Here is a 24,025-nt window from a genome sequence, read left to right on the forward strand (position 1 = left end):
CCCACAGGGTCCGCGCCGCTCTTAGACCTGTTCTCTGCGCGACAGCGCAGCCTGAAAGGCTGGGCGGACTCCCACAGGGGCCTGTGTCGCACTCCCGATCATTGCTCATGTAAAATACGCCCCTTTCGCTGGCCCGCACCATGCTGGGGCGGTCCTGGATCTATCCCCCAGAGGACCTGAGATGACTCGTATCGGAACGCCATTGTCGCCCACCGCGACCCGTGTACTGCTCTGCGGCTGCGGCGAGCTGGGCAAGGAAGTGGTGATCGAGCTGCAACGCTTCGGCGTTGAAGTGATCGCCGTGGACCGTTACGCCAATGCCCCCGCCATGCAGGTGGCGCATCGCAGCCATGTGATCAACATGCTCGACGGTGCCGCCCTGCGTGCGGTGATCGAGGCCGAGAAACCGCACTACATCGTGCCGGAAATCGAAGCTATCGCCACCGCCACCCTGGTCGAGCTGGAAGCCGAAGGCTTCACCGTGGTGCCGACTGCCCGCGCCGCGCAACTGACCATGAACCGCGAAGGCATCCGTCGCCTGGCCGCCGAAGAACTGGACCTGCCGACCTCGCCATACCACTTCGCCGACACCTTCGAGGAATACAGCAAGGCCGCCTTGGACCTGGGCTTCCCTTGCGTGGTCAAGCCGGTGATGAGCTCGTCGGGCAAGGGCCAGAGCCTGCTGAAAAGCGCCGACGACCTGCAGAAGGCCTGGGACTACGCCCAGGAAGGCGGCCGTGCCGGCAAGGGTCGGGTAATCATCGAAGGCTTCATCGATTTCGACTACGAAATCACCCTGCTGACCGTTCGTCATATCGGTGGCACCACCTTCCTGGCGCCGGTTGGCCATCGTCAGGAGAAGGGCGATTACCAGGAGTCCTGGCAGCCGCAGGCCATGAGCCCGGTGGCCCTGGCCGAGTCCGAGCGCGTGGCCAAGGCGGTCACCGAGGCCCTGGGTGGCCGTGGTCTGTTCGGCGTGGAGTTGTTCGTCAAGGGCGATCAGGTCTGGTTCAGCGAAGTGTCGCCGCGCCCGCATGACACCGGCCTGGTGACCCTGATCTCCCAGGACCTGTCGCAGTTCGCCCTGCATGCGCGGGCGATCCTCGGTCTGCCGATCCCGGCGGTCCGTCAGTTCGGCCCTTCGGCCTCGGCGGTGATCCTGGTGGAAGGCAAGTCCGAGCAGACCGCTTTCGACAACCTCGGCGCTGCCCTGGCCGAGCCGGACACCGCACTGCGCCTGTTCGGCAAGCCGGAAGTCAACGGTCAGCGGCGCATGGGCGTGTGCCTGGCCCGTGACGAGTCGATCGAAGCGGCCCGGGCCAAGGCCACCCGCGCTTCGCAAGCGGTGAAAGTCGAGCTGTAAGGCTCAAGACAACGGGGACTGCAAGGCAGCCCCCGTTTTTCGTTACAGATCCGTGTGCCGGGTTTCCTTCAGGCACAGCACGGCGATCAGGCTCAGCAGGGCCGCTGCCGAGACATAACCCCCCACCCAGCTCAAGCCCCCCATCACCACCAGCTTCTGCGCGAAGAACGGCGCGGCGGAGGCACCGACGATGCCGCCCAGGTTGTACGCGGCGGAAGCGCCGGTGTAGCGCACGTGGGTCGGGAACAGTTCAGGCAGCAGCGCACCCATCGGGGCGAAGGTCACCCCCATCAGGAACAGTTCGATGGCCAGGAACAGCGCCACCCCGGCGGTGGACCCGGAAGTCAGCAGCGGTTCCATGGCGAAGCCCGAGGCGATCGCCAGTAGAGCGCCAATCACCAGCACTGGTTTGCGCCCGTAGCGGTCGCTGAGCCAGGCTGACAGCGGAGTGGCCAGGGCCATGAACAGCACGGCGAAGCACAGCAGGCCGAGGAAGGTTTCCCGCGTATAGCCGAGGGTGGAAACCCCGTAGCTCAGGGAGAACACCGTGGAGATGTAGAACAGCGCGTAGCACACCACCATGGCCAGGGCGCCCAGCAGTACGGGCATCCAGTACTGGGCGAACAGTTCGACCACCGGCAGCTTGACCCGCTCGTGGCGGGCGATGGCCTTGGCGAACACCGGCGTTTCTTCCAGCTTCAGGCGCACATACAGGCCGACGATGACCAGCGCGGCGCTGAGCAGGAAGGGGATCCGCCAGCCCCAGGCGCGGAAGTCCTCGTCACTGAGCAGCATGGCCAGGGCAAGGAACAGGCCGTTGGCAGCGAGGAAGCCGATGGAGGGGCCCAGTTGCGGGAACATGCCGAACCAGGCGCGCTTGTCCTTCGGCGCGTTCTCCGTCGCCAGCAATGCTGCACCGCCCCATTCGCCGCCCAGGCCCAGGCCTTGGCCGAAGCGCAACACGCAAAGCAGGATTGGCGCCCAGATGCCGATACTGTCGTGGCCCGGCAGCACGCCGATCAGGGTGGTGCACACGCCCATCAGCAGCAGCGAGGCGACCAGGGTCGATTTGCGCCCGATACGGTCGCCGAAGTGGCCGAACAGCGCCGAGCCCAGCGGGCGTGCGAGGAAGGCGATGCCAAAGGTGAGGAAGGCCGAAAGCATCTGCGCAGTGCCGGAGGTCTGCGGGAAGAACACCGGCCCGATCACCAGCGCGGCAGCGGTGGCGTAGACGTAGAAATCGTAGAACTCGATGGCGGTGCCGATGAAGCTGGCGGTGGCGACGCGGGCGGGCGAATTGCCGGACGGTGCGCTGTCCGCCTCGTTGTAGGTGCTGCTGGTTGTCATCTGGTGAACCCCTGACAGTCGAGTGCTCTTCTGGCGACCACGCACGGTTGGCAGCGAGGGGCCGGAGCGTATTTATAGGTATGACTCGCATGGCCGAGCATACGCCCCGTGGGGATGGAGGCGGGCGCGGGCACTGTTCGGGGTGTGAAGCAGTACCGCTAAAGCGCGCGATGCGGGCGGTGCGGGCTGGCCGGAAAGCGCCGGGTGCGGGTAGCGGGCGCGACGGCAGGGCTGGGTAAGCGTGGGTCGAGTATAGCCACATTCGATACCGAATGTGTCTAACTCAAGTGTTGGTGGCGTAACGGATCAGGCGGCGGGCAGGCGCGCCACGGTCCAGGCCAGGATGCGGCTGGCGCGGTTGTCCTCGGTTTCGAGGATTTCCAGGCGATAGCGGCCGATCTTCAGGCATACGGCGCTGTCCGGGATGCTTTCCAGCGCCTCGGTGACCAGGCCGTTGAGGGTCTTGGGACCATCGCTGGGCAGGTGCCAGCCGAGGCAGCGGTTCAACTCGCGAATGGCGATGGCGCCTTCGATCACATAGCGCCCGTCGGCCTGGGGATGGATATGCGGGTTGTCCTGGCTGTCCTGCTCCTCGAACTCGCCGACGATCTCTTCGAGGATGTCTTCCAGGGTGACGATGCCCTGCACTTCGCCATATTCGTCGACGACGATGCCCATGCGCCGCTGCTGCTTGTGGAAGTTCAGCAACTGCAACTGCAGCGGGGTGCTTTCCGGAACGAAGTAGGGCTCGTAGCAGGCGGCCAGCAGGCTGTCGAAGGTCAGCTCGGCGCCCGGCAGCAGGTGCGCGATATGGCGGGTATTGAGCACCGCCTGGACCTGGTTGATATCGCTGTGGAACACCGGCAGGCGCGTGTGCTTGCAGGCGATCAGCTGGGCGGTGATCTGTTCGATGGTGTCGTCGAGATTGACCCCGTCGACTTCGCTGCGCGGCACCAGGATATGGTTGACGCTGATCCGTTCCAGCGCCAGCAGGCTGGCGGGCAGAGTGTGCTGGCCGGGACGCTCTTCAGCGTCTTCGTCGTCGTCCGCTGGCGGATCCAGGTGCTCATCGTGGTGCACCACCACCGGCTTGACCACAAAGGGTCGCACGATCAGGCGTGCGATAGCGTCCAGCAGGCAAGCCAGGGGCTGCAGCAGGCGAAGCGGGAATTTCAGGATCAGGCCCAGGCCGATGAACGCCTCGGGATTGCGCCGGGCCAGTTCCCTCGGCAGGTATTCGGCGCAGATCAGCAGCAGGATGGCTGCTGCCAGGGCGCCCAGCCAGAAACCGTGCTCGCCCTGGCTGCGCAGGCCGATCAGGGTCGAGAGGGCGAAGACCATCAGCTTGCCGAGGGTGGAGCCCAGCACCAGCGCCTGTGCCGGGACATCCTCCAGGACCGCCGGGTTGCCGTTGCGCCGGCCTTTGCTCAATTGCTGGCGCGCGGTGTCCACTGCGGTGAACAGTGCCGACCACAACAAGGCCAGGGCGAGGAACCCGAGCAGCGGAGCCAGCGGCAGAGTGTTCATCGATCGCCCGTCAGATATGCAGGATGAATTCACGTACCAGCTTGCTGCCGAAGTAGGCCAGCATCAGCAGGCAGAAGCCGGCCAGGGTCCAGCGGATCGCCTTGTGTCCGCGCCAGCCGAGGCGGGTGCGACCCCACAGCAGTACGCTGAACACCACCCAGGCGACGCAGGCCAGCAGGGTCTTGTGCACCAGGTGCTGGGCGAACAGGTTGTCGAGGTACAGCCAGCCGGAAATCAGCGACAGCGAGAGCAGGCCCCAGCCGGCCCAGAGGAAGCCGAACAACAGGCTTTCCATGGTCTGCAGGGGCGGGAAGTTGCGGATCAGGCCGGACGGGTGCTTGTGCTTGAGCTGGTGATCCTGCATCAGCAACAACAGGGACTGGAACACCGCGATGGTGAACAGGCCGTAGGCCAGGATCGACAGCAGGATATGGGCGAGGATGCCGGGCGACTCGTTGATCAGCGGCACCGTGCCGGAGGGCGCGAACTGGGCGATCAGTGCCGTCAGCAAGCCCAGCGGGAACAGCAGCAGAAGCAGGTTTTCCACCGGGATGCGCAGGCAGGCGACCAGGGTGATGGCGATCACCGCGGTGGCGATCAGGCTGGCGGCACTGAAGAAGTCCAGGCTCAGGCCCAGGGGCGTGAGCAGTTGCCAGAACAGCGCGGTGCCCTGGGCAACCACGGCCAGGGCGCCAAGCAGCCCGAGCAGCCGTTTGTCGGCCTTGACCCCGCGGGCCAGTCCGGTGCCTTGGAGGACGATCGCGGCGGCGTAGAGGCAGGCGGCGATCAGGTTGGGTAGCAAGCTGGGTGACAAGGGGAGCATAAGTCCTGTTAGGCAAGCCCGAAAGCCGAGGAGTTTGGCATAGAACGCCGCCCCCTAGGAAGACTGGGCGCCGACGGCAAGGTGTGCGCTGGCGCGAGTCTTCGTTATAATCGCGCCCCTGCCCGTACCCAAGGCCGGCTAAACCTCGGTTCCACAGAGCCTGTAAAGGATCCCCATGTTTGAAAACCTGACCGATCGTCTGTCACAGACGCTGCGCCATGTCACCGGCAAGGCCAAGCTGAATGAAGACAACATCAAAGACACCCTGCGCGAAGTGCGCATGGCGTTGCTCGAAGCCGACGTCGCCCTGCCGGTGGTCAAGGACTTCGTCAACAAGGTCAAGGAACGTGCGGTCGGTACCGAGGTTTCCCGCAGCCTGACCCCGGGCCAGGCGTTCGTGAAGATCGTCCAGGCCGAGCTCGAAGAGCTGATGGGCGCCGCCAACGAAGACCTCAGCCTGAATGCCGCACCGCCTGCCGTGGTGCTGATGGCCGGTCTGCAGGGTGCGGGCAAGACCACCACCGCCGGCAAGCTGGCGCGCTTCCTGAAAGAACGCAAGAAGAAGACCGTCATGGTCGTCTCCGCCGACGTCTACCGCCCGGCGGCGATCAAGCAGCTGGAAACCCTGGCCAACGACATCGGCGTGACCTTCTTCCCGTCCGATATCAGCCAGAAGCCGGTGGCCATCGCCGAAGCGGCGATCCGTGAAGCCAAGCTGAAATTCATCGACGTGGTCATCGTCGACACCGCCGGTCGCCTGCACGTCGACGCGGAAATGATGACCGAGATCAAGGACCTGCACGCTGCGGTCAAGCCGATCGAGACGCTGTTCGTGGTCGATGCCATGACCGGCCAGGACGCCGCCAATACCGCCAAGGCCTTCGGCGATGCACTGCCGCTGACCGGCGTGGTGCTGACCAAGGTCGACGGTGACGCCCGTGGCGGTGCCGCGCTGTCGGTGCGTGCCATCACCGGCAAGCCGATCAAGTTCATCGGTATGGGCGAGAAGACCGAAGCCCTGGAGCCGTTCCACCCGGACCGTATCGCCTCGCGCATCCTCGGCATGGGCGACGTGCTCAGCCTGATCGAGCAGGCCGAGCAGAACATCGACAAGGCCAAGGCCGACAAGCTGGCCAAGAAGCTGAAGAAGGGCAAGGGCTTCGACCTCGAAGACTTCCGCGACCAGCTCCAGCAGATGAAGAACATGGGTGGCCTCGGCGGCCTGATGGACAAGCTGCCGAGCATCGGTGGCGTCAACCTGTCGCAGATGGGCAACGCCCAGGGCGCGGCCGAGAAGCAGTTCAAGCAGATGGAAGCGATCATCAACTCGATGACCCCGGCCGAGCGCCGCGATCCCGAGCTGATCAGCGGCTCGCGCAAGCGCCGTATCGCCCTCGGTTCCGGCACCCAGGTGCAGGACATCGGCCGCCTGATCAAGCAGCACAAGCAGATGCAGAAGATGATGAAGAAGTTTTCTGCCAAAGGCGGCATGGCCAAGATGATGCGCGGCCTGGGCGGCATGATGCCCGGTGGCGGCATGCCCAAGCTGTAACCCGATCCAGGGGTGGTGCCGTTGTGTGGCATCGCTCCGGAACCCGCTTCGGCGGGAAAAACGCTGCTTTATAGAAGGCAGCCTCATTGCAGATCTGTATGACAGACAGGCAGTTGCCAGAAAAAAGGCATTTGCAAAAGCCCGTGTATTCCTTGAGAATATGCGGCCTTTCGGGCACCCGTGCCCGTTTGGCCTATAGATTTGCAGCACCGACTACAGGAACGATGTTCACATGGTAACCATCCGTCTTGCCCGTGGCGGCTCCAAAAAGCGCCCATTCTACCACCTCACCGTGACCAACAGCCGCAACGCGCGCGATGGTCGTTTCGTTGAGCGTATCGGCTTCTTCAACCCGATTGCTTCGGGCGCAGAAGTCAAACTGTCCGTAAACCAAGAGCGCGCCACCTACTGGCTGTCTCAAGGTGCACAGCCGTCTGAGCGCGTTGCTCAGCTGCTGAAGGAAGCTGCCAAGGCTGCTGCCTGAGCAATATGAACGCGACGCCAGAAAGTGCGGACGACCTGATCGTCGTCGGCAAGATTTTTTCGGTACACGGCGTTCGCGGCGAGGTGAAGGTGTTTTCCTTTACCGATCCGATCGACAACCTGTTGCAGTACCGCCACTGGACGCTTCGGCGCGAAGGCGTGGTCAAGCAGGTAGAGCTGGTCAAGGGCCGATCCGGTCAAAAGGATCTGGTCGCCAAGCTCAAGGGGCTGGACGATCGCGACGAAGCACGTCTTCTGAGCGGTTTCGAGATCTGCATCTCGAGAAGCCTTTTGCCCAACCTGGCCAACGACGAGTACTACTGGTACCAGCTCGTGGGCCTGAGTGTCATCAACCAGGACGGACAACTGTTCGGCAAGGTTGATCACCTGTTGGAGACCGGCGCGAACGATGTAATGGTGGTCAAGCCCTGTGCTGGCAGCCTGGATGATCGTGAACGGCTACTGCCTTATACCCGGCAGTGCGTGTTGGCAATCGACCTGGCGGCAAGTGAGATGAGGGTCGAATGGGACGCGGATTTCTAAGCAATGGCCAGCCTGCGCGTAGAAGTCATTACGTTGTTCCCCGAGATGTTCTCGGCCATCAGTGAGTACGGCATTACCAGCCGCGCGGTGAAACAGGGGTTGTTGCAACTGACCTGCTGGAACCCGCGGGACTACACCACGGATCGGCACCATACGGTGGACGATCGGCCTTTTGGCGGTGGTCCGGGCATGGTGATGAAGATCAAGCCTCTGGAAGACGCCCTGGTCGAGGCCAGGCAGGCAACCGGAGGAGCGGCGAAGGTGATCTACCTGTCGCCACAAGGCCGCAAGCTGACCCAGTCGGCGGTCAAGGACCTGGCGAATCATGAGTCGTTGATTCTGATAGCCGGTCGTTACGAAGGCATCGACGAGCGTTTCATTGAGGCTCACGTCGATGAAGAGTGGTCGATTGGCGACTATGTATTGTCTGGCGGCGAGCTGCCGGCGATGGTGCTGATCGATGCGGTTACGCGGCTGCTGCCCGGAGCTTTAGGGCATGCGGACTCGGCGGAGGAAGACTCCTTCACCGATGGCCTGCTGGATTGCCCGCACTACACCCGACCTGAGGTGTATGCGGATCAGCGTGTACCCGACGTGTTGCTTAGCGGCAACCATGCACACATCCGGCGTTGGCGTTTGCAGCAGTCCCTTGGGCGGACCTGGGAACGACGCGCCGATCTTCTGGAAAGTCGCTCACTTTCTGGAGAAGAGAAGAAGCTGCTCGAGGAATACATCCGCGAGCGGGACGATAGTTAACGTATCGATGGTAAATCCGTGATTTGCCTTAGGAGCACAAGATGACCAACAAAATCATTCAGCAGATCGAAGCTGAGCAGATGAGCAAAGAGATCCCTACCTTTGCCCCGGGCGACACCGTTGTCGTTCAGGTGAAAGTGAAGGAAGGCGATCGTTCCCGTCTGCAGGCGTTCGAAGGCGTTGTAATCGCCAAGCGCAACCGCGGTCTGAACAGCGCATTCACCGTTCGCAAAATCTCCAACGGTGTTGGCGTTGAGCGTACTTTCCAGACCTACAGCCCGCAAATCGACAGCCTGGCCGTGAAACGTCGTGGTGACGTGCGTAAAGCCAAGCTGTACTACCTGCGTGACCTGTCCGGTAAAGCAGCTCGCATCAAGGAAAAACTGGCCTGAGTCCAGTCCGACCTTTGCGAAAGAAAGGGCAGCCTTCGGGCTGCCCTTTTTGCATTCTGAGAACCCGCTCCCACAGGGCCTGTGTCGTTTCGTCGTATTTTTATAGAAGTCCCCCCATGACCATCCGAGACCAGGAAATCGAACGCCGCACCGAACTGTCGGTGACCCGCGTGACCAAGGCGGTATTCCCGTCCACCACCAACCACCACAACACCCTGTTCGGCGGCACCGCCCTGGCCTGGATGGACGAAGTCTCGTTCATCGCCGCGACGCGCTTCTGCCGCCTGCCGCTGGTCACCGTGTCCACCGACCGCATCGACTTCAAGCACCCGATTGCCGCCGGATCCATCGTCGAGCTGGTGGGCCGGGTCGTTAAAGTCGGCAATACCAGCCTGAAAGTCGAGGTCGAGGTGTTCGTCGAAAGCATGAGCTGCGACAGCCGCGAGAAGGCCATCCACGGCCTGTTCAGCTTTGTCGCCATCGACGAGGACAAGCGTCCCGTACCGGTACTGCCGGGTTTCTGAGACTCACCCCGTCTCGTCCTGGCGGATCAGCGCCAGCAGGGTCCAGCCCGGGCCTGGAGTCAGATCGCTGTCCGGCCCAAGCACATGCACCCAGCCCTGGGCGTCGCGGGCGAACAGCAGCGTTGCCCGATCACCATGCAACTGGCGATAGGCGTCCCAACCGAAGGCTTCGGTCAGGTGCGTGCTGTACAGTTCGGCGCCGCGATGCAGTTGGTTGGCCAGTTGCACGTAGGTGAGTGGCTGGCTGCCCAGTACCTGTCCGCGATGCTCGTCACTGGCGCGGTGCTTGTCGCTACGGCTGACTTCCAGGCCGCTGGCCAGCGAAAACAGGCGTTGGGCACCGAAATCATGGCGAAAGCGCATGCAGGCCAGGGCATTCAATTCGCCTGCCGGCGACAGGCCGAGCAGATGGCCGAGCCCGACCAGGTCCAGATGGGCATCGGCATGCTGTGACGCCGGATTGCCAAAGTAGGTCGGCAGGCCGTCCATGCGCGCCGCGCGGATGTTCTCCCAACTGGAATCGGTCAGCAGCACGCGGCTGCCCATGTCCTGCAGCGCCTTGCCAATGGCACGCGCCGGGGCATTGGCACCGACGATCAAAAAACCGCTGGGCGCCGGCTCCGCAACCTTCAGCAGGCGGGCCAGAGGGCGCGCGGTGGCGCTTTGCAGCACGACGGTGCCGATGATCACGGCGAACGTCAGCGGTACCAGCAGCAGGGCGCCAGCGTGTCCCGCCTGGTCCAGGCGGATGGCGAAGATCGCCGACACCGCCGCGGCGACGATGCCACGCGGCGCGATCCATGCCAGCAGGGTCCGCTCGCGCCAGTTCAGGGGCGACCCCCAGGTGGACAGGAGCACATTGAGCGGCCGGGCGACCAGCTGAATCACCAGCAGCAGGGCCAGTACCGCCGGGCCCAGGCCGAGCAGGGCGTTCAGGTCCAGGCGCGCTGCCAGCAGGATGAACAGCCCGGAAATCAGCAGGACGCTGAGGTTCTCCTTGAAGTGCAGGATCTGCCGGACATCCACGCCCTTCATGTTCGCCAGCCACATGCCCATCACCGTCACCGCCAGCAACCCGGACTCATGCATCACCTGGTTGGCGGCGATGAAGATGCCCAGTACCGCAGCCAGCGATGCCAGGTTGTGCAGGTACTCCGGCAGCCACTGCTCGCGCATCACCTGGCCCAGCAGCCAGCCGCCGGCGGCGCCGAACGCGCAGCCACATAAGATCACCCCGGCGAAGGTCTTCAGGCTCTGGCTCAGGCCTTCATCCGCTGCGCCAGCGATGATGAAGCTGTACACCACCACCGCGAGCAATGCGCCGATTGGGTCGATCACGATGCCTTCCCAGCGCAGGATGTTGGCGATCGCCGCCTTGGGTCGCACCACCCGCAGCATCGGCACGATCACGGTCGGGCCGGTGACCAGGGTCAGGGTGCCGAACAGCACTGCCAATGGCCAGTCGAAACCCAGCAGCCAGTGGGTGGCGACGGCGATCACGGCCCAGGTGGCCAGCGCACCGAGGGTCACCATGCGCTGCACCACGCTGCCGATTTCGCGCCACTGAGAAAGGTGCAGGGTCAGGCTGCCTTCGAACAGGATCAGGGCGACCGCCAGCGAAACCAGCGGCATCAGCAGCGGGCCGAACATTTCCTGGGGATCGAGCCAGCCCAGCACCGGGCCGGCGAGTATGCCGGCCAGCAGGAGGAAGAGGATGGCCGGCAGTTTCAGGCGCCAGGCCAGCCATTGGCAGGCGAGGGCTGCGGCGCCGATGCCGGCGAAGGCCAGCAGGATCTGTTGCTCGTTCATGCGGATTCCCTATCCCGGCGTGGTTATGGAAGACTAGCGGCGTTTTCGCCGTCAGCTTGCCGAGTCGTCATGCCCGCAATAGACCACCCCCTGATCGACCAGTTTCTCGACGCCCTGTGGCTGGAAAAGGGTCTGTCCGAAAATACCCGTGCGTCCTATCGCAGCGATCTGGCCCTGTTCAACGGCTGGCTGCAGGAAAAGGGCATCGACCTGCCCAACGCGGGTCGTGAACTGATCCTCGATCACCTCGGCTGGCGCCTGGAGCAGGCGTACAAGCCACGCTCCACCGCGCGATTCCTGTCTGGTGCACGCGGTTTCTATCGCTACCTGCTGCGGGAAAAGCTGATCGGCGTCGACCCGACCCTGCAGGTCGAGATGCCGCAACTGGGACGGCCACTGCCCAAGTCCCTTTCCGAAGCCGATGTCGAGGCGTTGCTGCGTGCCCCGGACCTGGGCGAGGCCATCGGCCAGCGCGACCGCGCCATGCTCGAAGTGCTCTATGCCTGCGGCCTGAGGGTGACCGAGCTGGTCAGCCTGACCCTTGACCAGATCAACCTGCGCCAGGGCGTGCTGCGGGTCATGGGCAAGGGCAGCAAGGAGCGCCTGGTGCCCATGGGTGAAGAGGCGGTGGTCTGGATCGAACGCTACCTGCGCGATGGTCGCGCCGAATTGCTCAACGGCCGTCCCAGCGACGTGCTGTTTCCCAGCCTGCGCGGCGAGCAGATGACCCGCCAGACCTTCTGGCACCGCATCAAGCACCACGCCACGGTTGCCGGCATCGGCAAGGCGCTGTCGCCCCACACCCTGCGCCATGCCTTCGCCACCCATCTGCTCAATCACGGCGCCGACCTGCGCGTGGTGCAGATGCTGCTGGGCCACAGCGACCTGTCCACCACCCAGATCTACACCCATGTCGCCAAGGCCCGGCTGCAGGAGCTGCATGCACGGCATCATCCGCGCGGTTAGCCGCTATTTGGCGGCTCGATGGCCCGTGTACAGGGCAATGAATGTGGTAGTCTTCCAACGTTCACGTCCTGGGCCGGCGAAATCCCCGCGTTTTCAGCACGGGCGTCCCTAATCCGGTCCTATGTAAGGAGTTTCCCCCCATGCGTTTGATCCAGACCCTCGCGGCCGCCGCACTGGCGCTGGTCACTTCGTTCGCCGTGGCCGACGATGCCGAGCAGGCGATTCGCAAGACCCTCAAGTCGCTGGAGTCGGAGGTGCCGGTCGAGAGCATCTCCAGCAGTCCGTTCAATGGCCTCTACGAAGTCAAGCTGCAGGGCGGTCGCGTCCTCTATGCCAGCGCCGACGGCCAGTACCTGATCCAGGGCTACCTGTTCAAGATGGACAACGGCAAGCCGGTCAACCTCACCGAGAAGGCCGAGCGCGAAGGCGTGGCCAAGACCATCAACGCCATCCCGAGCGCGGAAATGGTGGTTTACCCGGCCAAGGGCCAGGCCAAGTCCCATATCACCGTGTTCACCGACACCACCTGCCCGTACTGCCACAAGCTGCACGCCGAAGTGGCCGAACTCAACCGCCTGGGTATCGAAGTGCGCTACGTCGCCTTCCCGCGCCAGGGTCTCGGCTCGCCGGGTGACGAACAGCTGCAGGCGGTCTGGTGTTCCAAGGACCGCAACTCGGCCCTGGACAAGATGATCGACGGCAAGGAGATCAAGGCCGCCAAGTGCGAGAACCCGGTGAGCAAGCAGTTCGCCATGGGCCAGTCGATTGGTGTCAACGGCACTCCGGCCATCGTCCTCGAGGATGGCCAGGTGATCCCGGGCTACCAGCCGGCTCCGCAAGTGGCCAAGCTGGCACTGGCAACAGCCAAGTAATTCAATCAGTGAGCCGTCTTCATGGGGAGACGGCTTTTTTCACGACGGGCCGAGGGGTCCGTTCAATGGGGAGTTCACAGTGAAACCGGTCAAAGTAGGCATCTGTGGGTTGGGGACCGTCGGTGGCGGAACCTTCAATGTACTTAAGCGTAACGCCGAGGAAATCGCCCGCCGCGCCGGGCGTGGAATCGAAGTGGCACAGATTGCCATGCGTTCGCCCAACCCGAACTGCCAGATTACCGGTACCCCCATTACCGCTGACGTGTTCGAGGTGGCGAGCAACCCCGACATCGATATTGTCATTGAACTGATTGGCGGCTACACCGTGGCCCGCGACCTGGTGCTCAAGGCCATCGACAACGGCAAGCACGTGGTCACCGCGAACAAGGCGCTGATTGCCGTGCACGGTAACGAAATCTTCGCCCGCGCCCGCGAGAAGGGCGTCATCGTCGCCTTCGAAGCGGCAGTGGCCGGCGGCATCCCGGTGATCAAGGCGATCCGCGAGGGCCTGTCGGCCAACCGCATCAACTGGGTCGCCGGCATCATCAACGGCACCGGCAACTTCATCCTCACCGAAATGCGCGAGAAGGGCCGTACCTTCCCTGACGTGCTGGCCGAAGCCCAGGCCCTGGGCTACGCCGAAGCCGATCCGACCTTCGACGTCGAAGGCATCGACGCCGCGCACAAGCTGACCATCCTGGCGTCCATCGCCTTCGGCATCCCGCTGCAGTTCGACAAGGCCTACACCGAAGGCATCACCCAGCTGACCACCGCCGACGTGAACTACGCCGAAGCCCTGGGCTACCGTATCAAGCACCTCGGCGTGGCCCGCAGCACCGACGCCGGTATCGAACTGCGCGTACACCCGACCCTGATCCCGGCCGACCGCCTGATCGCCAACGTCAACGGCGTGATGAACGCTGTCATGGTCAACGGCGATGCTGCCGGTTCGACCCTGTTCTACGGCGCCGGTGCCGGCATGGAGCCGACCGCCTCCTCGGTGGTCGCCGACCTGGTGGACGTGGTTCGCGCCATGACCGCCGACCCGGAAAACCGCGTACCGCACCTGGCCTTCCAGCCGGACTCGCTGTCCGCCCACCCGATCCTGCCGATCGAAGCCTGCGAAACGGCGTACTACCTGCGCATCCAGGCCAAGGACCACCCGGGCGTACTGGCCCAGGTGGCGAGCATCCTCTCCGAGCGTGGCATCAACATCGAATCGATCATGCAGAAGGACGTCGAAGAACAGGACGGCCTGGTTCCGATGATCCTGCTCACCCACGAGGTGCAGGAACAGCGCATGAACGATGCCATCGTCGCCCTGGAAGCCCTGCAGGATGTGGTCGGCAAGGTCGTGCGGATCCGCGTCGAACAGCTCAATTAATCGTCTGCGGCGGGCCGAGGCCCGCCGCTTGAACCATAGGTTTGCCCAAATGCGCTATATCAGTACCCGTGGCCAGGCTCCTGCCCTGAATTTCGAAGACGTCCTGCTGGCGGGCCTTGCCAGTGACGGTGGCCTCTACGTTCCGGAAAACCTGCCGCGCTTTACCCAGGAGGAGATCGCTTCCTGGGCCGGCCTGCCGTACCACGAGCTGGCCTTCCGGGTGATGCGTCCGTTCGTCACCGGCAGCATCGCCGATGCCGACTTCAAGAAGATCCTCGAAGAAACCTACGGCGAGTTCGCCCACGCTGCGGTCGCTCCGCTGCGTCAGTTGAACAGCAACGAGTGGGTGCTGGAGCTGTTCCACGGCCCGACCCTGGCCTTCAAGGACTTCGCCCTGCAACTGCTCGGTCGTCTGCTCGACCACGTCCTTGCCAAGCGCGGCGAGCGCGTGGTGATCATCGGCGCCACCAGCGGTGACACCGGTTCCGCCGCCATCGAAGGCTGCCGTCGCTGCGACAACGTCGACATCTTCATCCTGCACCCGCACCAGCGCGTGTCGGAAGTCCAGCGTCGCCAGATGACCACCATCATGGGCGAGAACATCCACAACATCGCCATCGAAGGCAACTTCGACGACTGCCAGGAGATGGTCAAGGCCAGCTTCGCCGACCAGGGCTTCCTCAAGGGCACCCGTCTGGTAGCGGTCAACTCGATCAACTGGGCGCGGATCATGGCCCAGATCGTCTACTACTTCCACGCGGCCCTGCAGCTGGGTGGCCCGGCCCGTTCCGTGGCGTTCTCGGTGCCGACCGGCAACTTCGGCGACATCTTCGCCGGCTACCTGGCGCGCAACATGGGCCTGCCGATCAGCCAACTGATCGTCGCCACCAACCGCAACGACATCCTGCACCGCTTCATGAGCGGCAATCAGTACGTCAAGGAAACCCTGCACGCGACCCTGTCGCCGTCCATGGACATCATGGTCTCCTCCAACTTCGAGCGCCTGCTGTTCGACCTGCACGGCCGCAACGGCGCAGCGATCGCCGACCTGATGGCCACCTTCAAGCAAGGCGGCGGCTTCAGCGTCGAAGAAGACCGCTGGACCGAAGCGCGCAAGCTGTTCGACTCGCTGGCCGTGGATGACGCGCAAACCTGCGAAACCATCGCCGAAGTCTTCGCCCAGACCGGCGAAGTGCTCGACCCGCACACCGCCATCGGCGTCAAGGCCGCGCGCGAATGCCGCCGCAGCCTGGACACCCCGATGGTTGTCCTGGGTACCGCACACCCGGTCAAGTTCCCTGAAGCGGTGGAAAAGGCCGGCGTCGGCAAGGCCCTGGAACTGCCGGCCCACCTGGCCGACCTGTTCTCCCGTGAAGAGAAGTGCACCGTACTGGCCAACGACCTGGGCAAGGTCCAGGCCTTCGTCAGCCAGCACGGCAATCGTGGCAAGCCGCTGTAAGCGGTTGGTGTTGCAGAAAGCCCGTCCTTGGTGACGGGCTTTTTATTTCCGGTCTAGGCTGTTGTGCCAAGCAGCGACTCATAAGGAATCTGCAGTCCATCGTGAAGCCGCTTGATCATCGCCAGGCTCAGGCCCCGCTTGCCATTCAGCACCTCCGAGACGCGACCACTGGAGCCGATGTACTGCTCGAGATCACGTGGGCTCAAGCCGCGTTGATCCATCCTGAACTTGATGGCTTCGACTGGTGTGGCGGCATGGATAGGGTAATGCTTGTTTTCATAGGCCTCGATCAGGGTTACCAGCACTTCCATCTCGTCAGCTTCAGGCGTTCCGGGTTCAGCCTGAAAGATGGTTTCCAGGCGCTGGAAGGCAGTGCGCAGGTCTTCATCGGTACGAATGGGCTTAATAGTCATTGATTGTCTCTCCCGTTTTGGGAGATTTTGGCTGGTCGGTAGATGCCTTGCAGTAGTCCATTTCCGGTGAACTCATAGTCGCTATCGGAAATGGAAGCCAATCCTTCGGAATTGTCCTATAGGTCCAGCCGCAATATTTCCCTAGAGTCGCCCCTTCGTGCCATCACGGAGACCCATTCCATGCACTCGCTCAAGGTCCTGATCCTCGAAGACCATCCCTTTCAGCTCATGGCCCTGCACCAGATGCTCAACGCCAATGGTGTGTTCGACGTGCTGGCGGCCGAATCGGTGAGCTGTGCCATGCAGATGCTGGAACGTCGCGGTGCAGTGGACGTGGCGATCTGCGATCTGTACATGGACGGTCCGGATGGCCTGACGATGATCCGCCATCTCGCCGAGCAGCGTCTGGCCAGTGCGCTGATCGTGCTTAGCGATGCCGATTCGACCTTGCTCGATGCCATGGGTGAACTCATCCCGCAACTGGGCTTGCGTTTGCTCGGCTGCGTACCGAAGCCGGCCAGCGGTGCGGTGTTGCATCGCCTGCTCTGCGAGTACCGCGACAGTAGCGCTTCACCGCCGCCATCCGGCGCATCCGCACAGATTCTCGAACTGGCCAGCCTGTCGGCCGAGCAATTGGCCCTGTCGCGCAAGCAATGGAAGGTCCGCTACCAGCCCAGGGTCAATGCCGATGGCGGCCTGGTCGGTGTCGAAGCCTCGCTACGCTGGCAGCATCCGACCCTCGGGCAGCTCGCGCCGGGGCAGTTCTTTACCGTGCAGCAGGGCTCGGCTTTGCTGGAGATGCTGACCTGGCACGGGCTTGAGCAGGCACTGGCGCTGAGTGCGGCGATCCGCCTGGGCGACAGCCGGCCCTTGCCCGTGGCGGTGAACATGCCGCCCGCTGTCCTGCTCGACGCAGGTTTTGTCGGGACCTTGCGCCGGCTCCTGCTGCAACACCGTCTTCCCGCCAGTGCCTTGACCCTGGAGTTCGCCGAATCCCATTGCGCCCAGCTCGGCGACGAGCAACTGCAACGCCTGGCCAGGCTGCGCAAGCTCGGTTGCCGCCTGTGCCTGGATGGCTTTGGCCGCGGAGCCGCCAATCTGCGGCAACTGTTCGACCTGCCGCTGAGCGAGGTGAAGCTGCCCGGTGAATTCGTCCGTGGCATGGGCGAAGACGGCAAGAAGGCCGGGGTGGTGGCGTCGGCCTTGATCCTGGCGCGTCGTTCCGAGCTCAGTGTGGTGGTGGATGACGTCGATACCCTCGCAGACTGGCAAGCGGTGCAGGGGCTGGGCCGCATCCTGGTACAGGGCGGCTTTGTCGCTGCTGCGATGACCGGGGGCGAGTTGCTCGAATGGATCAATGCCCGCGAATCTTCGACCAAAGGCCAGCAAGGCGTGGCTTGAACCATTGGTGGCTTTTTGATATTGCTGGGTCGAGGGCAGATTTCAATCTGTCATCTTTCCCGGGCATGCTCCGGTGAATCCCCTGGTGAACGCCCCGTGTTGCCGAACTTTCCAGGCATTTGCGGGGTCAGTCAAAGACCACTTGGTTCTAACGAGGTGAACAATGAACAAGATGGAATCCGTCAGCTTGTTGCTCAACGATGCATTGGCACCTTATCGGATCACCCTGGAGCCCATGGGGACGGGAACGTTCACGCTGTCGCTGCGTGACGAGAATGGTTTTGAAGTCTTGCAACGCACCACCCCGGCCAGCCAGTTGCAGGACCTGCGCCTGCTGGTGGACCTGGTAGACGGTCTGCAGCGCGACCTGCGCATCGCCGAAGGGCGGTTGCAGCCCTGCGTGATTGCAGCCTGGCAGCACGCCCGGCAGGGTCGTACTTTGTCGGCTACCTTGTAGGGGGAACCTTTGCCGGATATGGCACTCAGACTGGATACGGGCGGTTAGCTGGCATTTTGCTCCGATGTCGACTCACCGTCTTCACGCAAGGCCATCCAAGGGCCTTCGTTTAACCCCGATCGGGCTCCCCACCGTTCGGGGTTTCTTTTTTCCTCAAGGATGGTCTTCGATAAAGAAGCGTGCGGCATCGCGCAGATAGACTTCGCGGGTCTGCTCGTCGAGCCATTCGGCGTAGAGCGGTGGCAGGGCGGTGTCGCGCATCTTCAGCAGCAATTCATTGATCCGGCCGAGGGCTTCGCGTCCCTGGGGACTGTCCGAGCAGCCGACATGGATGAACTGATACTCCGCCACACCCTGGATCGGATAGAAGGTCAGGGCATCCAGCGATTGCCCCAGTTCCCCGGTCAGGTAGCGGACTTCCGGCCAATACCCCAGCAGCCACTTCAGGCGCCCCAGGTTCTGCATCTGCAACAGGCTGCGCACCGCGTCGTTGCCGTAGTGCGGGGTGAGGGTGTCGGGCGGGGTGGCCTTGAGCAGGATGTCCACCGGCGTGCTGTAGCTGCGCTCGGCGACCATGCCCAGGCGTGAGACATGGCTTTGCAGCAGGGCCTTGAGATCGACCTTGCCGTCCACCAGGAACGGTTCGACCATGGCCGCGTCCTGTTTGCGCACGATCAGGCCGTTGCTCAGGGTGCCCATGCTCGGTACCGAGAAGTGGATGAACTTTGCCCGCTCCGGCGTCCACAGCAGGGTCGGATCACAGTTGAAATTGGGCTCGGCGAGCATCTGCATGGCCCGGGCGCGATTGACCCGAAGAATGCTGTGGTCGTACTCGGGCAGTTGCTCGATCAACTGGGCGAGCAACTGGTCCACCGCGCCCTGGCCCTTGCGCGAGCCTTCGAAAATGGTCAGCGGCGGCAGGTCGCGCAACAGCCAGGTCAGGCGCTCCTTGGCGTCGGCCATGGCGCACATGCTCAGCGTTACGCCGAGCAGCAGGCCCAGGCCGGTGCGGCGGAGCAGGGTGTTCAGATGGCACCCTGCCCGCGCAGTTCAGCGATGGCGGCAGGGCTGTAGCCCAGTTCGGCCAGCAGTTGCTCGGTGTGTTCGCCCAGCTTGGGCCCCACCCACTCGCTGGAGCCGGGGGTATCGGAAAGCTTGGGCACGATACCGGGCATCTTGAACGGCTTGCCGTCCGGCAGTTTTGCCTGGAGGAACATCTCCCGCGCGAGGTACTGCGGGTCGCTGAACATGTCCTCGGCGCTATAGATGCGGCTGGCCGGCACCTCGGCGTCGTTGAGCGTCTGCATCAGTTGTTCCAGCGGCACGCTGTTGGCCCAGCGGTCGATCACCCCGTACAGCTCGTCACGCCGCGCATCGCGGCCATCGTTGCTGGCCAGGTCCGGGGCTTCGGCCAGGTCGCTACGGCCGATGGCGAGCATGAAGCGCTTGAAGATGGCATCGCCGTTGGCGCCGATCTGCACATGCTTGCCATCGGCACTGGTATGGATGGAGGAGGGCGTGATGCCGGGCATGATGTTGCCGGTGCGCTCGCGGATAAAGCCGAACACGTCGAACTCCGGGACCATGCTTTCCATCATGGCGAAGATGGCCTCGTACAGCGCCACGTCCACCACCTGGCCCTCGCCGCCGTTGACTTCGCGATGACGCAGGGCCATCAGCGCGCCGATCACGCCCCACAGGGCAGCGATGGAATCACCGATGGAAATCCCCGTGCGCACTGGCGGGCGGTCGTCGAAACCGGTGATATAGCGCAGCCCACCCATCGACTCGCCCACCGCACCGAAGCCCGGCTGGTCCTTCATCGGCCCGGTCTGGCCGAAGCCGGACAGGCGCACCATCACCAGTTTCGGGTTCAGCGCCTTGAGCACGTCCCAGCCGAGACCAAGCTTTTCCAGCACGCCGGGGCGGAAGTTCTCGATCAGGATGTCGGCATCGGCGAGCAGGCGCTTGAGAATGGCCATGCCTTCGGGATGCTTGAGATTGAGGGTCAGCGATTGCTTGTTGCGCGCCTGGACGAACCACCACAGCGAGGTGCCCTCGTACAGCTTGCGCCACTTGCGCAGCGGGTCGCCGCCGTCGGGCGATTCGACCTTGATCACCTGGGCACCGAATTCGGCGCAGATGCGCGAAGCGAACGGTCCGGCGATCAGGGTTCCGAGTTCGACGACTTTCAGACCGGCGAGGGGTTTGCTGGGCAGCGACATAAGGCATCCGTGGCGGTGGGCTGTGCGCTCGTTTTTATCACAGGGCGACAGGCTCAGATACTGTTGTAGCGCATGATTGTGGCAGCGCGTCGTCGATCGTCGCCGCATCGGTTAGACTGGTCGACTTTCCCCGTTACCAGAAGCCCGCCCCCATGGCCCAGCCGTCCACCACCTACAAATTCGAACTGAACCTCACCGACCTCGATCGCAACGTTTACCAGAGCATCAAGCAGACCATCGCCCGCCACCCCTCGGAAACCGAGGAACGCATGGCCGTGCGCCTGCTGGCCTATGCCCTCTGGTACAACGAGAACCTGTCGTTCGGCCGTGGTCTGTCGGATGTCGACGAAGCTGCGTTGTGGGAAAAGAGCCTGGACGACCGCATCCTGCACTGGATCGAAGTCGGCCAGCCGGACGCCGAGCGCCTGACCTGGTGCTCGCGCCGTACCGAACGCACCAGCCTGCTGGCCTACGGCAGCCTGCGGGTGTGGCAGAACAAGGTGGTGGATGCGGTGAAGAACCTGAAGAACCTGCATATCGCCGCCGTGCCCCAGGAAGTCCTGGAAACCCTGGCCACCGATATGCCGCGCTCCATCAAATGGGACGTGATGATCAGCGAAGGCACGGTCTTCGTCACCGATGACCGCGGCCAGCACGAAGTCCAGCTGGAGTGGTTGCTGGGCGAGCGGGGTTGAGCTGACAGTCCATGCGTATCGAGCCCCGTGCACTGCCCGCGACCCTGCCATTCCTCGGTGACCTGCCGCCCCTGCTGACCCGCCTGTACGCCGCCCGCGGCGTGCAGAGCGCCGAAGAGCTGGACAAGAGCCTGGCGCGCCTGTTGCCGTTCACCCTGCTCAAGGGCATCGACGCGGCGGTGGACCTGCTGGTGGAGGCTCTGGCGCAGCGCCAGCGTATCCTGATCGTCGGCGACTTCGATGCCGACGGCGCCACCGCCAGCAGCGTCGGCCTGCTCGGCCTGCGCCTGATGGGCGCGGCCCACGTCGACTACCTGGTGCCGAACCGCTTCGAATACGGCTACGGCCTGACCCCGGAGATCGTCGCGGTGGCCCTGCAGCGCTCGCCTGACCTGCTGATCACCGTGGACAACGGCATTTCCAGCGTCGACGGCGTGGCTGCTGCGAAGGCGGCGGGGCTCAAGGTATTGGTGACCGACCACCACCTGCCCGGCCACGAACTGCCGCTGGCCGACGCCATCGTCAACCCCAACCAGCCGGGCTGCGACTTCCCCAGCAAGTCGCTGGCCGGGGTCGGGGTGATCTTCTATGTGCTGATGGCCTTGCGCGCGCGCCTGCGCAGCCAGGGGCACTACGAAACCCGGCCGCAACCGAACCTCGGCGAACTGCTCGACCTGGTCGCCCTGGGCAGCGTCGCCGACGTGGTACCGCTGGATGCCAACAACCGCATCCTGGTGCACCAGGGCCTCGAACGCATCCGTGCCGGTCGCGCCCGCCCAGGCCTGAAGGCGATCCTCGAAGTCGCCCGCCGCGACCACCGGCGCATCACCTCCACCGACCTCGGCTTTATCCTCGGCCCGCGCCTGAATGCCGCCGGTCGTCTCGACGACATGAGCCTGGGTATCGAATGCCTGCTCAGCGACGACGAGACCCTGGCCCGGGACATGGCGGTGCAACTGGATGAACTCAACCAGGACCGCAAATCCATCGAGCAGGGCATGCAGCGCGAGGCCCTGGCCCAGCTCAAGGACCTGCCGCTGGAGTCGATGCCGTTCGGCCTGTGCCTGTTCGAGGCCGACTGGCACCAGGGCGTGATCGGCATCCTCGCCTCGCGCCTGAAAGAGCGCTATCACCGCCCGACCATCGCTTTTGCCGATGCCGGCGAGGGCATGCTCAAGGGGTCGGCACGTTCGGTACCGGGTTTCCATATCCGCGACGCGCTGGATGCGGTGGCGGCGCGTCATCCGCAACTGATCAGCAAGTTCGGTGGGCACGCCATGGCGGCAGGTCTTTCGCTGCCGGCAGACAACTTCCCGGCCTTTGCCGAGGCCTTCGACGAGGAAGTGCGGCGTCAACTGCGTGAAGAAGACCTGACCGGCCGCCTGCTCTCCGACGGTACCCTGGAGGTTCAGGAGTTCCACCTCGAACTGGCCCGCGCCCTGCGCCATGCCGGGCCTTGGGGTCAGCACTTCCCCGAACCGCTGTTCCACGGCGTGTTCCAACTGGTGGAACAGCGTGTCGTCGGCGAGCGCCATCTCAAGGTGGTGCTCAAGAGCGAATGCGGTTCGGTCAAGCTGGATGGCATTGCCTTCGGCGTCGATCGCGAAGTCTGGCCGAACCCCACGGTGCGCTGGGTCGAGCTGGCCTACAAGCTCGACGTCAACGAATTCCGCGGGCAGGAAACCGTGCAACTGATGATCGCGCACATGGAGCCGCGCTGATCCCAGGGTAGGAAACTGGTCTAGGCTTTGTAGGACCGCCGCTGAGCCAAAGGGAAGAACGAGTGCTCGGTTCGGTCCACCATTCGGAGTCCTGGAGAGGTGCCCTCATGAGCCTGCTACTTGAGCCATACACCCTGCGTCAGCTGACCCTGCCCAACCGCATCGCCGTATCCCCCATGTGCCAGTACTCCAGCGTCGACGGCCTGGCCAACGACTGGCACCTGGTGCACCTCGGCAGTCGTGCGGTCGGCGGTGCCGGGCTGGTCATCACCGAAGCCGTGGCGGTCACCGCCGATGGTCGTATCACCGCCCAGGACCTGGGCCTGTGGAACGACGAGCAGATCCCGCCACTGCAACGCATCACCCGTTTCATCGTCGCCCAGGGTTCGATCCCGGGCATCCAGCTGGCCCATGCCGGGCGCAAGGCCAGCACCCACCGGCCGTGGCTGGGCAAGCACGGCAGCGTCAAGCCGGAAGATGGCGGCTGGATTCCCGTGGGTCCGTCGAAGATCGCCTTCGACCCGGAGCACACGGCGCCCAGCGAGCTTAGCGAATCACAGATCCGCGACATCATCGACGACTTCGTCGCCGCCGCCAAACGCGCGTTGGTGGCGGGCTTCAAGGTGGTGGAAATCCATGCCGCGCATGGCTACCTGCTGCACCAGTTCCTCTCGCCGCTGAGCAATCAGCGCCGCGACAGCTACGGCAGTTGCTTCGAAAACCGTATCCGCCTGGCCTTGCAGGTCACCGAGGCGGTGCGCGAGGTCTGGCCGGATTCGTTGCCGCTGTTCGTGCGGGTATCGGCCACCGACTGGGTCGAGGATGGCTGGAACCCGGATGAAACCGTGGAACTGGCAAAGCGCCTCAAGGCCCTGGGTGCGGACCTGATCGACGTTTCATCCGGCGGCACCTCGGTGCATGCCGAAATCCCCACCGGCCCGGGCTACCAGACCCGCTTCGCCGAGCGGGTGCGCAAGGAATCGGGGATCGCCACCGGCACCGTCGGCATGATCACCGAACCGGCCCAGGCCGAGCACATCCTGCGCACCGGCCAGGCCGACCTGATCTTCCTCGCCCGCGAACTGCTGCGTGATCCGTACTGGCCGCTGCATGCCGATGATGACCTGGGCGGCAACAAGGCGACGTGGCCGGCGCAGTACCAGCGCGCGACCAGTCGGGAGCAGCCGATTCATGAGTCGGATTTGCGGGATTGAAAGCAGTGTGAAGACGTGCACATGACCCTGTGGGAGTCGGCCCAGCCTTTCAGGCTGCGCTCTCGCGCAGAGAACAGGTCTAAAAGCGACGCGGACCCT

Annotated in this window: 23 protein-coding genes; 16 read left to right on the forward strand and 7 right to left on the reverse strand. The window is 63.8% G+C overall.

The genetic code is table 11. The features are described from left to right. The first annotated feature begins 181 nt into the window (after positions 1 to 181). A complete protein-coding gene (gene purT / locus ACODSK_RS28255) occupies positions 182 to 1,363 on the forward strand; it encodes a formate-dependent phosphoribosylglycinamide formyltransferase (protein WP_489020819.1) in 1,182 nt (393 codons plus the stop codon). Positions 1,364 to 1,405: 42 nt separating this feature from the next. Here purT and ACODSK_RS28260 read toward each other — a convergent pair whose 3' ends face one another. The 3 genes from ACODSK_RS28260 to ACODSK_RS28270 form a co-directional block, all read right to left on the reverse strand. Further along, a complete protein-coding gene (locus tag ACODSK_RS28260) occupies positions 1,406 to 2,710 on the reverse strand; it encodes an MFS transporter (RefSeq protein ID WP_489020821.1) in 1,305 nt (434 codons plus the stop codon). A 306-nt stretch (positions 2,711 to 3,016) separates the two neighbouring features. Continuing rightward, positions 3,017 to 4,237 carry a transporter associated domain-containing protein gene (locus ACODSK_RS28265; RefSeq protein WP_489020823.1) on the reverse strand — a complete coding sequence of 407 codons (1,221 nt, stop codon included), beginning with the start codon at positions 4,235 to 4,237 and terminating at the stop codon, positions 3,017 to 3,019. A 10-nt stretch (positions 4,238 to 4,247) separates the two neighbouring features. Beyond that, positions 4,248 to 5,060, reverse strand: a complete 813-nt coding sequence (locus ACODSK_RS28270) for a cytochrome C assembly family protein (protein ID WP_489020825.1) — start codon at positions 5,058 to 5,060, stop codon at positions 4,248 to 4,250. A 175-nt stretch (positions 5,061 to 5,235) separates the two neighbouring features. Between ACODSK_RS28270 and ffh the strand changes: the two genes are divergently transcribed. The 6 genes from ffh (at position 5,236) to ACODSK_RS28300 (ending at position 9,310) form a co-directional block, all read left to right on the forward strand. Beyond that, complete coding sequence (gene ffh / locus ACODSK_RS28275) at positions 5,236 to 6,612, forward strand: signal recognition particle protein (RefSeq protein ID WP_489020827.1); 1,377 nt, start codon at positions 5,236 to 5,238, stop codon at positions 6,610 to 6,612. Positions 6,613 to 6,844: 232 nt separating this feature from the next. After that, positions 6,845 to 7,096, forward strand: a complete 252-nt coding sequence (gene rpsP / locus ACODSK_RS28280; protein ID WP_009403592.1) for a 30S ribosomal protein S16 — start codon at positions 6,845 to 6,847, stop codon at positions 7,094 to 7,096. Positions 7,097 to 7,101: 5 nt separating this feature from the next. Further along, entirely contained in the window at positions 7,102 to 7,638 is a 537-nt protein-coding gene (gene rimM, locus ACODSK_RS28285) for a ribosome maturation factor RimM (protein WP_075804533.1), read from the forward strand. A gap of 3 nt (positions 7,639 to 7,641) precedes the next feature. Continuing rightward, complete coding sequence (trmD, locus tag ACODSK_RS28290; RefSeq protein ID WP_489020829.1) at positions 7,642 to 8,394, forward strand: tRNA (guanosine(37)-N1)-methyltransferase TrmD; 753 nt, start codon at positions 7,642 to 7,644, stop codon at positions 8,392 to 8,394. A gap of 41 nt (positions 8,395 to 8,435) precedes the next feature. Further along, positions 8,436 to 8,786 (forward strand): 50S ribosomal protein L19, encoded by a 351-nt coding sequence (gene rplS, locus ACODSK_RS28295; protein WP_042122082.1) that lies wholly within the window; start codon positions 8,436 to 8,438, stop codon positions 8,784 to 8,786. Positions 8,787 to 8,902: 116 nt separating this feature from the next. Continuing rightward, the gene (locus ACODSK_RS28300) at positions 8,903 to 9,310 is read left to right on the forward strand and encodes an acyl-CoA thioesterase (RefSeq protein WP_489020831.1); all 408 of its coding nucleotides are present in this window, start codon (positions 8,903 to 8,905) and stop codon (positions 9,308 to 9,310) included. Positions 9,311 to 9,313: 3 nt separating this feature from the next. On the opposite strand, the gene ACODSK_RS28305 is transcribed toward ACODSK_RS28300, so the two are convergent. Next, the gene (locus ACODSK_RS28305; protein ID WP_489020833.1) at positions 9,314 to 11,119 is read right to left on the reverse strand and encodes a cation:proton antiporter; all 1,806 of its coding nucleotides are present in this window, start codon (positions 11,117 to 11,119) and stop codon (positions 9,314 to 9,316) included. A gap of 69 nt (positions 11,120 to 11,188) precedes the next feature. Here ACODSK_RS28305 and xerD point away from each other — a divergent pair, with 69 nt between their 5' ends. From xerD to thrC, 4 genes are all read left to right on the forward strand, one after another. Then, positions 11,189 to 12,085, forward strand: coding sequence for a site-specific tyrosine recombinase XerD (xerD, locus tag ACODSK_RS28310; protein ID WP_489020835.1), 897 nt, complete (start codon positions 11,189 to 11,191; stop codon positions 12,083 to 12,085). Between the two features lie 140 nt (positions 12,086 to 12,225). Continuing rightward, on the forward strand, positions 12,226 to 12,957 hold the full coding sequence (dsbC, locus tag ACODSK_RS28315) for a bifunctional protein-disulfide isomerase/oxidoreductase DsbC (RefSeq protein WP_489020837.1): 732 nt from the start codon (positions 12,226 to 12,228) through the stop codon (positions 12,955 to 12,957). A gap of 79 nt (positions 12,958 to 13,036) precedes the next feature. Next, positions 13,037 to 14,341, forward strand: a complete 1,305-nt coding sequence (locus tag ACODSK_RS28320; protein ID WP_489020839.1) for a homoserine dehydrogenase — start codon at positions 13,037 to 13,039, stop codon at positions 14,339 to 14,341. Between the two features lie 49 nt (positions 14,342 to 14,390). Continuing rightward, entirely contained in the window at positions 14,391 to 15,800 is a 1,410-nt protein-coding gene (gene thrC / locus ACODSK_RS28325) for a threonine synthase (protein ID WP_489020841.1), read from the forward strand. Positions 15,801 to 15,853: 53 nt separating this feature from the next. Here thrC and ACODSK_RS28330 read toward each other — a convergent pair whose 3' ends face one another. Continuing rightward, positions 15,854 to 16,213, reverse strand: coding sequence for a helix-turn-helix domain-containing protein (locus ACODSK_RS28330; protein WP_489020843.1), 360 nt, complete (start codon positions 16,211 to 16,213; stop codon positions 15,854 to 15,856). A 180-nt stretch (positions 16,214 to 16,393) separates the two neighbouring features. Here ACODSK_RS28330 and ACODSK_RS28335 point away from each other — a divergent pair, with 180 nt between their 5' ends. Continuing rightward, the gene (locus tag ACODSK_RS28335; RefSeq protein WP_489020845.1) at positions 16,394 to 17,614 is read left to right on the forward strand and encodes an EAL domain-containing response regulator; all 1,221 of its coding nucleotides are present in this window, start codon (positions 16,394 to 16,396) and stop codon (positions 17,612 to 17,614) included. 172 nt (positions 17,615 to 17,786) lie between these two features. Further along, a complete protein-coding gene (locus ACODSK_RS28340) occupies positions 17,787 to 18,071 on the forward strand; it encodes a DUF3509 domain-containing protein (protein ID WP_489020856.1) in 285 nt (94 codons plus the stop codon). A 153-nt stretch (positions 18,072 to 18,224) separates the two neighbouring features. Here the strand turns inward: ACODSK_RS28340 and ACODSK_RS28345 are convergent, their stop codons facing one another. After that, a complete protein-coding gene (locus ACODSK_RS28345; RefSeq protein ID WP_489020847.1) occupies positions 18,225 to 19,043 on the reverse strand; it encodes a TIGR02285 family protein in 819 nt (272 codons plus the stop codon). Between the two features lie 53 nt (positions 19,044 to 19,096). Further along, complete coding sequence (locus ACODSK_RS28350) at positions 19,097 to 20,296, reverse strand: CaiB/BaiF CoA transferase family protein (protein ID WP_489020849.1); 1,200 nt, start codon at positions 20,294 to 20,296, stop codon at positions 19,097 to 19,099. Positions 20,297 to 20,448: 152 nt separating this feature from the next. On the opposite strand from ACODSK_RS28350, the gene ACODSK_RS28355 reads away from it, so the two are divergent. The 3 genes from ACODSK_RS28355 (at position 20,449) to ACODSK_RS28365 (ending at position 23,926) form a co-directional block, all read left to right on the forward strand. Then, positions 20,449 to 20,991 carry a YaeQ family protein gene (locus tag ACODSK_RS28355; RefSeq protein ID WP_489020851.1) on the forward strand — a complete coding sequence of 181 codons (543 nt, stop codon included), beginning with the start codon at positions 20,449 to 20,451 and terminating at the stop codon, positions 20,989 to 20,991. Positions 20,992 to 21,002: 11 nt separating this feature from the next. Next, positions 21,003 to 22,712: a single-stranded-DNA-specific exonuclease RecJ gene (recJ, locus tag ACODSK_RS28360; protein ID WP_489020853.1), complete on the forward strand. Its 1,710-nt coding sequence runs from the start codon at positions 21,003 to 21,005 to the stop codon at positions 22,710 to 22,712. 107 nt (positions 22,713 to 22,819) lie between these two features. Next, a complete protein-coding gene (locus ACODSK_RS28365) occupies positions 22,820 to 23,926 on the forward strand; it encodes an NADH:flavin oxidoreductase/NADH oxidase (protein ID WP_489020855.1) in 1,107 nt (368 codons plus the stop codon). The last annotated feature ends 99 nt before the right edge of the window (positions 23,927 to 24,025 follow it).

This window comes from Pseudomonas sp. FG98 (assembly GCF_057808595.1).